We start from the raw sequence: 11,245 nt of genomic DNA, 5'->3' as shown, positions 1-11,245 counted from the left end.
ATCGGGGTTATAGATCCACACTTCCCACACGTCAACAACCACCGTCGCAAAAACTTCAGAAAATTCGTAAGTGGCTGTATTTGCACGTTTATTAGCCACTGCATTCGATCGAAGGCGGGACATTCGCACGGATGGGAAAGCCCTTCTCCATGGCAGAGGGCCCAGAATGCAGCTGCGAAGCTCGTCATCCGTGTTGATATGTGCGGCGCTTGTCGCCATCCGACCCCACATGCGATAGAAACTTGTACATCCCCATCATCTGCCGCGGATCCTGGTCTTCGCTCTGCGGCTCTCTCTTAGAAAGTCCAGCTATCGTGTCCCTGCTTGCCGATGCCACCATTGCGGAACTGCCCAATCACTATCGCGGCAAGGTGCGCGATAATTATGACCTGCCGGACGGCCGCCGCATCATCATTGCCAGCGACCGGCTGTCGGCCTTCGACCGGATCCTCACCGTCGTGCCCGACAAGGGCCGGGTGCTGACGCAGACGGCGCGCTTCTGGTTCGAGAATACGGCCGACATCTGCCCCAACCATGTTCTCTCCTATCCCGATCCCAATGTGGTGATCGGCAAGCGGCTGGACATTCTGCCGGTCGAGATCGTCGTGCGTGGCTATCTTGCCGGCACCACCGGCACTTCGCTGCTCACGCTCTACAAGAAGGGCGAGCGCCAGCCTTACGGGCTGTCGCTGCCGGATGGACTGAAGGACAACGAGATCCTGCCGCAGCCGGTGATCACGCCGACCAGCAAGGCCTTCGACGGCGGCCATGACGAGCCGCTTTCGGCAGAAGCGATCCTCGACGCCGGTCTGTTGACCGCCGCACAGTGGGAGCAGGTGAGCGCCTATGCGCTGGCACTGTTTGCGCGCGGCCAGACGATGGCGGCCGAGCGCGGTCTCCTGCTTGTCGACACGAAATACGAGTTCGGCGTCGACGTGGACGGCACCATCATTCTTGCCGACGAGATCCACACACCCGACAGCAGCCGCTACTGGATGGCCGACAGCTATGCGGAACGGCTGCAGCGTGGCGAACGTCCCGAAAGCTTCGACAAGGATTTCGTCCGCGCCTGGGTATCCGAGCGCTGCGATCCCTATAAGGATGAGATCCCTGAAATCCCGCAGCAGCTGGTCGAGGCGACGGCAGATGTCTATCGCCAGGCTTTCCGCAGCATCACCGGCCTGCATTTTGCCCCGGTGACACCCGAGACCGACGTGCTGGCACGGGTGCGCGCCAACCTGGCGCCCTATTTCTCCGCAACAGCGGACGGACAGGTGTAAGGAGGATAAGGGTGCGCAGACCGAGGAAGCGGGCGGAAGACACCAAGGCGGAAATCCTGGCGACTGCCGAACGGCTGTTCGGCGAGCGCGGCGTGTCCGGCTGCTCGATTGCCCATATTGCCCAGGCGCTCTCCATGTCTCCCGCCAATGTCTTCAAGCACTTCCATTCCAAAGTGGCGCTCGCCGACGAGATCTGCGAACGCCAGATCGACCGGATGATGCTGCGGCTGGAAGCCTTCGACAGCGACGCTCCGGCGCCCGAACGGCTGCGCATCGTCGTCCGGCGGTTGATGGAATCACACCTCGCCTCGCTGGAAGACAGTCCCTACATGCTGGAAATGATCTTCCTTCTCTCCGGCACCGAGCTGAAGAGCGGCCATCGCTACAAGGAGATGCTCGACCAACTCTTTCTCGATCTCCTCCGCCACGGGATGGCGGCAGGCGTCTACCATTCGGCCGATCCCGAACGTGCCAGCCGGGCGGTGAGCGGCGCCTTCGCCAGCGTGCTGCATCCGGTCTTCCTTGCCAACACGCCCCTGCCGGACCTTCTGCAACGCTCCGATGAGCTTGTCGATCTGGTGAATGCCGCACTGCAAAATCCGCTTGCAAAGTGACGGTTCGTAAATTACGTCACTTTACCCGGACGCAGCCTTGCGCGCCGGCAGACCTTCAATGCTTCGGCAAGGCTTGTGGGTTTGCCGGGCTTCCGCCACTATTCCGCTCGATCTTCGACCGGCATCTGCTTCGACCGGCACTTGCTCTCAATTGGATGTGACGATGACCCCTCACCGTTTTGCTCTCCCGCTCGTTCTGCTGATCGCTCTGACGGGATGCAGCGAACAGTCTAGTTCCAGCGGTGCTGGTGGCGGCGCAGCCGGCGCACCCGGTGCCGCGCCGGCCCGCCCGCCGGCTCCGGTCAGCGTTCTGATCATGAAGCAGGACGACCGTCCGCTGACGCGCCTCCTGCCCGGCCGCGCCGTCGCCTTCCGCACGGCAGAGGTTCGCCCGCGGGTCAACGGCATGATCGAGACCATCGCCTTCAAGGAAGGCAGCGAGGTAAAGGCCGGCGATCTGCTCTACAAGATCGACGACGATACCTATACGGCGGCTTTGGAAGAGGCGAAGGCAGCCCTTGCCAAGGCGGAAGCCAGCATCCCGAGCGCGCAGGCCAATCTCACCCGCTACGAGCGACTGGTCAACAGCGGCGCGACCCAGATCGAATTCGAGAATGCCCGCGTCACGCTGCTCCAGGCGCAGGCGGACGTAGCTCAGGCCAAGGCCTCGCTGCAGGCGGCGCAGATCAATTCCGGCTATACCGAGATCCGCGCTCCCTTCGATGGTGTGACGACGATCTCCAACGTCAGCATCGGCAATATCGTCACCGCCAACCAGACGACGGCGCTGACGACCCTGCGCCAGCTTGACCCGATCTATGTCGACCTGACAGATTCGAGCGCCAATCTACTGGAACTGCGCTCGGCGATCGCCACCGGCCGGCTGAAGGGCAACGCTACCCAGGCCGATATCCGGCTGACGCTGGAAGACGGCACCGAGTATCCGAAGACCGGCAAGCTGGACATGTCGGAAATGGCCGTCAGCGAGACCACCGGCACCTACCAGATCCGTGCCGTCTTCGACAATCCGGACCGGCTGATCCTGCCGGGCGTCTATGTTCGCGCCACCGTCACCGTCGGCTACGAGAACGGTTTCCTCATTCCGCAGCGCGCCGCGACCCGCAATGCCAGCGGCCGGCTGACGGCGAACTTCGTCACCCCGGACAACAAGGTGGAAGTCCGCACTTTCGACAACAGCCAGATCTCGGGCAACAACTGGCTGGTGACCGAGGGGATCAAGGACGGCGACCGGCTGATCGTCGACGGACTGCAGCGGATCGCCGAAGGCGCGCCCGTCGCACCGGTGGAAGCAACGATTGATGAGAAGGGTTTTGTCGTCGAGAAGCCGGCGGATCCCGCAAACGCCCCTGCGGCCAAGCCTTGAGCGGCATGCCGGCAGACAAAACAGGCGCTAAGGGGTAACCAATGGCCAAGTTCTTCATCCACCGACCCATCTTCGCATGGGTGATCGCGATCATCATCATGCTCGGAGGCGGGCTGGCGATCACCACCCTGTCTATTGCCCAGTATCCCGAAATTGCCCCGACCACGGTGCGCATCAGCGCCACCTATACGGGCGCCAGCGCCGAGACGGTCGAGAAATCGGTGACGACGATCATCGAGGACGGGATGACCGGTCTCGACGACCTCACCTACATGACCTCGTCGTCGAGCACCGGCTCAGCCACCGTGACGCTAACCTTCGGCAACTCGATCGACCCCGACATCGCCCAGGTGCAGGTGCAGAACAAACTGCAGCTCGTCCAGTCTCAGCTGCCGGACATCGTCCAGACGACGGGCATCGAAGTGACGCGCTCGACGTCGAGCATCCTGCTCGTTGGCGCGCTGGTATCGACGGATGCCAAGCGCCAGCCTGTAGAGCTCGGCGATATCTTCTCGACGCAGATCGAAGACCAGATCAAGCGCCTTGAAGGCGTCGGCAGCGTGCAGGTATTCGGCACCGGTTATGCCATGCGCATCTGGCTCGATCCGCTGAAGCTCAACAAGTTCCAGCTGACGCCGAACGACATCACTTCGGCAATCCAGGCGCAGAACACCCAGATTTCGGTTGGTGCGCTCGGCGCGCAGCCGGTGGTCGCCGGACAGCAGATCAACGTCACCGTAACGGCGCAGAGCCAGTTGCAGTCGGTATCCGATTTCCGCGCCATCATCCTGAAGACGGAAACCGGCGGCGCCACGGTGCGCCTGGCCGACGTCGCCCGCATCGAGATCGGCCAGGAAAGCTATTCGACCAACACGCGCTCCAACCGCAATCCGGCGACCGGCTTTGCCGTCAACCTGGCAACCGGCGCAAACGCACTGGATACGGCAGAGCGCGTCAAGACGGCGCTCAACAGCGTTGGCCCGACGCTGCCTGAAAACGTCATCATCACCTATCCGTACGACACCTCGCCCTTCGTGCAGCTGTCGATCGAAAAGGTGGTGCACACGCTCATTGAAGCCATCATCCTGGTCTTCGTGGTCCTGCTCGTCTTCCTGCAGAATTTCCGCGCCACCCTGATCCCGATGATCGCCGTCCCGGTCGTCCTGCTCGGGACCTTCGGGATCCTCGCGGTAACCGGATATTCGATCAACACCTTGACCATGTTCGCCATGGTTCTCGCCATCGGCCTTCTGGTCGACGACGCGATCGTCGTCGTCGAGAACGTCGAGCGCATCATGTCCGAAGAGGGGCTGTCGCCGCTTGAGGCGACCGAGAAGTCGATGGGAGAGATCACCGGCGCCATCGTCGGCATCGCCCTCGTGCTCACCGCCGTCTTCATTCCAATGGCCTTCTTCGGCGGCTCCACCGGCATCATCTACCGGCAATTCTCGGTGACCATCGTCTCGGCCATGTTGCTGTCGGCCCTGGTCGCCCTGGTGCTGACGCCGGCCCTTTGCGCGACCATGCTGAAGCCGGTCAAGCACCATGGCGAGCGGCGCGGCATTGCCGGCTGGTTCAACCGCGGCTTCGACAAGACGACGGGCGGCTATGTCTCGTCGATCGGCTATCTCTTGAAGCGGCCGCTGCGCGTGATGCTGATGTTTGCAGTCATTCTCGCCGGCTGCGGCTTCCTGTTCCTGCGCCTGCCGACCTCCTTCCTGCCGCAGGAAGACCAGGGCGTTCTGTTCACCATCGTCCAGCTGCCGAACGGCGCGACCACGGCGCGCACCGAGCAGGTGATCGAGAAGATCGAGAACTACTATCTGGAGAAGGAAAAGGACGCGATCCAGGACGTCTTTGCAGTCTCCGGCTTCTCGTTCACCGGCAGTGGCCAGAACTACGCCATGGTGTTCGCCAAGCTGAAGGATTTCGATCTGCGCACGGATGCCAATCTGTCCGCCTCGGCCGTGGTCGGGCGCGCCATGGGCTATTTCATGAGCCTGCGCGACGCGACGGTCTTCCCGCTGCAGCCGCCGGCAATCCCGGGGCTGGGCAATTCCAGCGGCTTCTCGATGTATCTCGTCGACAGCGGCAAGACCGGCAACGAAGCACTGGCGAAGGCATCGCAGCAGCTCATCCAGACGGGTGGCAGCAATCCCAATGTCAGCTCGCTGCGGTCCAACAACCCGCCTTCTGAGAACCAGCTTAAACTGCTGCTGGACCAGGAGAAGATGGGCGCCATGGGCCTCGATATCGCCACCGTCAACTCGATGCTGTCGACGATCTTTGCCGGCCGCGACGTCAACGACTTCACTCTCAACAACGAGTTGAAGAAGGTCTACGTCCAGGGCGATGCCCCCTACCGCATGCAGGCCGACGCCATCAACACATGGCATGCCCGTAACGCCAACGGCGAGATGGTGCCGTTCTCTGCCTTCACCAAGTCGGAATGGATCAGCGGACCGCCGACCCTCAGCCGCTTCAACGGCGTGAGCGCCATTTCGCTGGATGGCTCGGCGGGGGCCGGCGTCAGCTCGGGCACGGCCATGGACGCGATGGAGCAGATGACGGCCGAAATGCAGGGCGGCTACACGGTCGCGTGGCAGGGCATCTCCTATCAGGAGCGGCTGTCGGGTTCGCAGGCGCCGATGCTCTACGCGCTGTCGATCCTCGTCGTCTTCCTCTGCCTTGCGGCGCTCTATGAAAGCTGGTCGATCCCGTTTTCGGTCATCATGGCCGTGCCGATCGGCGTGCTGGGTGCCGTTGCGGCGGCCCTGCTGCTTGGCCAGTCCAACGACGTCTACTTCAAGGTCGGACTGCTGACGACGATCGGGCTTGCCGCCAAGAACGCCATCCTGATCGTCGAATTCGCCAAGGACAGGCAGTTGGCAGGCATCGGCTTGATGGAAGCGACGCTGGAGGCGGCAAAGCTGCGCCTGCGGCCGATCATCATGACCTCGCTTGCCTTCATTCTCGGCGTCGTCCCGCTGGCGATCGCCACGGGTGCCGGCTCTGCGGCGCAGAACTCGATCGGCATCGGCGTGCTCGGGGGTATGCTTTCTGCAACACTGCTCGGAATTTTCTTCGTACCCTCGTTTTTTGTGGTGGTACGCCGGCTGTCACGCGGTAAAAAACCTGCGAATTAACCTTTCCGACGGCCGAATTTTAACCATTGGATTATGAGGGCCTCTCCGCCGGCCATTGCCGGCGGGGGCTCAAGCGAAGACTTCGATGAAAGAATCATCGCCAAACAGGATGCACTCATGACCTCCATTCGCGCAGCAGCTCCCCTGCTCATGCTCCTGCTTTCGGGCTGCGTGGTCGGTCCCGACCAGAAGGCTCCCGAGATCGCCCTACCGGCAAAATTTGCAGAAGGCGGCGTCAAGAGCAACGGCGACCTGTCCCTGCAGCCCTGGTGGACCGCCTTCAACGACCGCCGGCTCGACGGCTTCATCAGCCAGGGTCTTGGCCAGAACCTCGACATCCTCCAGGCGCTCGAGCGAATCAACCAGGCCCAGGCAAACGTGGTCATTTCTGGCGCCGGCGGCCTGCCGAGCCTGACGCTGTCGGCTGACGCCGGCCGCCGCGGTACGGAAGGCCTGCGCGGAACGCCTGATTCGGTTCCCTCCACCTCCGCCTCGGGAAGCCTTGACGCCTCGTGGTTCCTCGATCTGTTCGGCCGTTACCGCCGCTCGAAGGAAAGCGCGCTGGCCTCGCTCGACGCAGCCTATGCCAATGTCGACACCGCCCGCCTCTCGCTCCTGTCGTCGGTGGCCTCGGCCTATATCGACGTGCGCTACTATCAGGAGCGGATCGCCATTGCCCAGGCGAACCTCAAGTCCCGCCGCGAAACCTTGCAGCTCACCCAGCTGCAGCTCGAAGCCGGCGCGGCTTCGCGCCTCGACGTCGTCCAGTCCGAAGGTCTGGTCAATTCGACAATCGCCGACATTCCGGCCTTCGAGACCCAGTTCCGCCAGGCCGCGCATCGCATCGCGACGCTGCTCGGCATGCCGGCATCGTCACTGGTCAACGATCTGCAGCGCGGCGCACGCCAGCCGGTCGCCCGCTTCAACGCCAAGACCGGCGTACCGGCCGACCTGATTCGCAACCGTCCCGATATCCGGGCTGCGGAGCGCCAGTTCGCTTCGGCCGTTGCCGAGATCGGTGTTGCTGAATCGCAGCTCTATCCGAGCATCAGCCTGGGCGGCTCGATCACGCCGTCGTATAGCCGCCTGAACGGCGGTTCGGACAGCCATCTGCTGTCCTGGTCGTTCGGCCCGGCCCTCAGCCTGCCGATCTTCGACGGCGGCCAGTTGCGCGCCAATGTCAGCGCCAACGAATCGGCCGCACGCGAATCCTACCTCGCCTGGAAGCAGACGGTTCTCAACGCCGTCCAGGAAGTCGAAAATGCCCTGGCTGCCGTGACACGCGATGGCCGCACCGTTGCGGCTCTGCGCAACACGGTAAAGTCCTACCAGGAGTCCCTGCAGCTTGCGACGGCGAGCTACCGTGACGGCGCCTCCTCGCTGCTCGACGTTCTGGATGCGCAGCGCCAGGTCTCGACCGCCCAGGCAAGCCTTGCCCAGGCAATCCAGCAGCAGGCGCAGGACTTTGTCGCGCTGAACGTCGCCATCGGCGGCGGCTATGCATGGGGCAAGGGCCCGACAGTGGTGGCTGCGGCCAGCGCCAACCGCTAAGCAATCGCCCAACGAAAAAGCCCCGGACCTTGCATGGTCCGGGGCTTTTCTTTTGCCTTGATGTCGCTCATCGGATGCGGGCGAACCGGTGGCCGCCGCATCCGGCCGGCGTTTAGTTCTTGGCGCGCTCGACGTAGGAATTGTCTTCGGTCGCGATGACGACGCGGATGCCGGCATCGACATGCGGCGGCACCATGGTGCGGATGCCGTTCGACAGCATGGCCGGCTTGTAGGAGGACGACGCCGTCTGACCCTTGACGACCGGTTCGGTCTCGGTGATTTCCAGCGTGACATGACGCGGCAGCTGCAACGCCAGAGCGATGCCTTCGTGCATCGACAGGATGCAGGTCATGCCTTCCTGCAGATAGGCCTTCTGGTCACCCATGGTTTCGACGTCGACGACCACCTGGTCGTAATTGTCGGGGTTCATGAAGTGGAAGCCTTCGCCGTCCTGGTAGAGGAACTGGTGGTTGACGTCCTCGACGAACGCGCGTTCGACCTGCTCGGTCGTGCGCCAGCGCTCGGAAACCTTCACGCCGTCGACGATGCGGCGCATGTTGACCTGGGTGACGGGCGTGCCCTTGCCGGGATGGAAGTTTTCGGCCGTGAGAACGACGTAGAGCTTGCCATCGACATCGAGCACGTTGCCCTTGCGAACTGAAGAGGCGATTACCTTGACCATGGGATTTCCTTCGAGCCTGCCTTGGCTTGTCAGTGCGGGGATTGCGTCGTAAAGGACCGGCCTTCTGCCGTCCCAGGGAACGCGGAACCTGTCATTCCGGGCGCACCTAGCCTAAATTGGCGCAAAGTGGAAGCCTTTGGACGCAAAGGCCAGGAAGAAACCCCGAAAAGGAGCCGCCCGTGCCGCATGCCGCGCCTGCTTTGCGCCCTGCCTGGTGGCAGCCGGACGTGCATGCCGATCGCCGCCCGTTCCTCATCGGCCGCAACCGGATCCAGGCCGCCTTCCGCGGCTTCTTTGCCCAAGAAAACTTCATGGAGGTCGATCCGGCGACGCTGCAGGTCTCACCCGGCAACGAAGCGCATCTGCATGCGTTTGCGACGCAGGCGCTGACCACCGACGGGACGGCGCACCCGCTCTATCTGCACACCTCGCCTGAATTTGCCTGCAAGAAACTGCTCGCCGCCGGCGAAACCCGCATCGCCAGCTTCTCGCATGTCTATCGCAACCGCGAACGGGGACCGCTGCATCACCCGGAATTCACCATGCTGGAATGGTACCGGGTCGACGAGACCTATGAGCGGCTGATGGCCGACTGCCATGCGCTTCTGGCACTTGCCGCCGAAACCATCGGCACCGCGCGCTTCACCTATGGCGGCCGGACCTGCGATCCGCGGCTTGCGCCCGAACGGCTGAGCGTTGCAGACGCCTTTACGCGGTTCGCCGGCATCGACCTGCTGGCCTCGGTCGGCGGGGACGGCTCAACGGACGCCGATCATCTGCGCCTTCAGCTTGCCGGCGCCGGCATCCGCTCGGCCGCCGACGACACCTGGACGGACCTGTTCAGCCGCGTGCTGGTGGAGAAGATCGAGCCGCAGCTGGGCGACGGCCGGCCGACCATCCTCGACCACTACCCGATCTGCGAGGCAGCGCTCGCCCGTCCTGCCGCCGACGATCGGCGCGTTGCCGAACGCTTCGAGCTCTATGCCTGCGGCGTCGAACTGGCCAATGCCTTCGGCGAGCTGACCGATGCCGGCGAGCAACGGCTGCGCTTCGAGGCCGAGATGGCGGAAAAGCGCCGCGTCTACGGCGAGACCTATCCGCTCGACGAGGATTTCCTCGCGGCACTCGCCATAATGCCCGAGGCAAGCGGCATCGCGCTCGGCTTCGACCGGCTGGTGATGCTGGCAACCGGCGCCACCCGGATAGACCAGGTGATGTGGGCACCGGTGGCGGATGTCGGGTCATGACGCTGCATCGCGCGCTGAAGACGCCGGACGAACTGGCGGAAGCAGGCCTTGTCGATGCGGCGGGGCTCGCGGCGGCACGCCGCGTTGCCGGCCGCTATGCGCTGGCGGTGACGCCCGCCATGGCCCGGCTGATCGATCCCGCCGATCCCGCCGATCCGATCGGACGGCAGTTCCTGCCGGATCTGCGCGAGCTGGCGACCATGCCCGAGGAGCGGGCCGATCCGATCGGCGACGCCGCCCATTCGCCGGTCAAGGGCATCGTCCACCGCTATCCCGACCGGGTGCTGCTGAAGGCGGTGCATGTCTGCCCGGTCTACTGCCGATTCTGCTTCCGCCGCGAGATGGTTGGCCCCTCCGGCGACGGCACGCTGTCTTCGACAGAACTGGATGCAGCATTCGACTACATCCGCGCCCGGCCGCAGATCTGGGAGGTGATCCTGACCGGCGGCGACCCGCTGGTGCTGTCGCCGCGCCGGCTCGCCGAAATCCTGCGCCGGCTGAAGGACATCGACCACGTCAGGATCGTCCGCTTCCATAGCCGCGTGCCGGTGGTCGACCCGCAGGCGATCGATGCCGCGCTGATCGACGCCCTGAAGGAGAGCGGCAAGACCGTCTACGTTGCCCTGCACGCCAATCATCCGCGCGAGATGACGCCGCAGGCAAGAGAGGCCTGCGCGCGGCTTGCGGATGCGGGCATCGCGCTGGTCAGCCAGACGGTGCTGCTGAAGGGCATCAACGACGACGCCGGCGTGCTGGCCGATCTGATGCGCGCCTTCGTCGAATGTCGGGTCAAGCCGTACTACCTGCATCATCCGGATCTCGCGCCCGGCACCAGCCATTTCCGCCTCGAAATCGCCGAGGGCCAGAAGATCGTCGCAGCCTTGCGCGGCCGCGTCTCCGGTCTCTGCCAGCCGACCTATGTGCTCGACATTCCCGGCGGCTACGGCAAGGCGCCGATCGCGGCCGCTACCGTCCGCCAGACCGCCGACGGATGCTATGCGGTGAGCGACTACCGCGGCGACGAGCATGTCTATCCGCCGCCGCAGGATTGATCATCCCACCGCTGTGGCGGGCAGGTGGTGCGGAGCTTGCCCAGAGAACGCCCGTGGGGCTTGCCCGCAGGGCTTCCGCGTCGACTTCCAGCGGGTGCGGGAATGATTGGTGGCAGATGCAGGCTGCTTCGCATGCCCTCCGCCGTCGACCTGGGGACAAGCCTCCCGCTCTGACGCCGTCATCCTCGGGCCTATCCCGAGGATCTACTGCGCTTCGCTGTGTGTACAGACGCCGCGGACTGCCGCTCGTGGCTGACCCAACCGCCCCTGGTCTGCTGTGACGGATCCT

Annotated in this window: 8 protein-coding genes; 7 read left to right on the top strand and 1 reads right to left on the bottom strand. The window is 63.9% G+C overall.

Annotated elements, in window-relative coordinates:
- Nucleotides 1-314 precede the first annotated feature (314 nt).
- The 5 genes from AAIH46_RS20660 (at nucleotide 315) to AAIH46_RS20640 (ending at nucleotide 7,975) form a co-directional block, all read left to right on the top strand.
- Nucleotides 315-1,280 (top strand): phosphoribosylaminoimidazolesuccinocarboxamide synthase, encoded by a 966-nt coding sequence (locus tag AAIH46_RS20660; protein WP_430307943.1) that lies wholly within the window; start codon nucleotides 315-317, stop codon nucleotides 1,278-1,280.
- A gap of 11 nt (nucleotides 1,281-1,291) precedes the next feature.
- A complete protein-coding gene (locus AAIH46_RS20655; protein WP_430307942.1) occupies nucleotides 1,292-1,894 on the top strand; it encodes a TetR family transcriptional regulator in 603 nt (200 codons plus the stop codon).
- Between the two features lie 163 nt (nucleotides 1,895-2,057).
- Nucleotides 2,058-3,278: an efflux RND transporter periplasmic adaptor subunit gene (locus AAIH46_RS20650; RefSeq protein ID WP_430307941.1), complete on the top strand. Its 1,221-nt coding sequence runs from the start codon at nucleotides 2,058-2,060 to the stop codon at nucleotides 3,276-3,278.
- A gap of 41 nt (nucleotides 3,279-3,319) precedes the next feature.
- Nucleotides 3,320-6,424 carry an efflux RND transporter permease subunit gene (locus AAIH46_RS20645; protein WP_430307940.1) on the top strand — a complete coding sequence of 1,035 codons (3,105 nt, stop codon included), beginning with the start codon at nucleotides 3,320-3,322 and terminating at the stop codon, nucleotides 6,422-6,424.
- A 117-nt stretch (nucleotides 6,425-6,541) separates the two neighbouring features.
- On the top strand, nucleotides 6,542-7,975 hold the full coding sequence (locus AAIH46_RS20640) for an efflux transporter outer membrane subunit (RefSeq protein ID WP_430307939.1): 1,434 nt from the start codon (nucleotides 6,542-6,544) through the stop codon (nucleotides 7,973-7,975).
- 112 nt (nucleotides 7,976-8,087) lie between these two features.
- Here AAIH46_RS20640 and efp read toward each other — a convergent pair whose 3' ends face one another.
- Nucleotides 8,088-8,657, bottom strand: a complete 570-nt coding sequence (efp, locus tag AAIH46_RS20635) for an elongation factor P (protein ID WP_430307938.1) — start codon at nucleotides 8,655-8,657, stop codon at nucleotides 8,088-8,090.
- A 179-nt stretch (nucleotides 8,658-8,836) separates the two neighbouring features.
- Here efp and epmA point away from each other — a divergent pair, with 179 nt between their 5' ends.
- Both epmA and AAIH46_RS20625 read left to right on the top strand, forming a co-directional pair.
- On the top strand, nucleotides 8,837-9,904 hold the full coding sequence (gene epmA / locus AAIH46_RS20630) for an EF-P lysine aminoacylase EpmA (protein WP_430307937.1): 1,068 nt from the start codon (nucleotides 8,837-8,839) through the stop codon (nucleotides 9,902-9,904).
- Nucleotides 9,901-10,956 carry a lysine-2,3-aminomutase-like protein gene (locus tag AAIH46_RS20625; protein WP_430307936.1) on the top strand — a complete coding sequence of 352 codons (1,056 nt, stop codon included), beginning with the start codon at nucleotides 9,901-9,903 and terminating at the stop codon, nucleotides 10,954-10,956. The genes epmA and AAIH46_RS20625 overlap by 4 nt, the downstream gene beginning before the upstream one ends.
- Nucleotides 10,957-11,245 lie beyond the last annotated feature (289 nt).

It is taken from the genome of Rhizobium sp. 0TCS1.26, assembly GCF_050455525.1.
GTDB lineage: Bacteria > Pseudomonadota > Alphaproteobacteria > Rhizobiales > Rhizobiaceae > Neorhizobium.
This window is presented reverse-complemented; position numbering and strand designations above follow the sequence as displayed.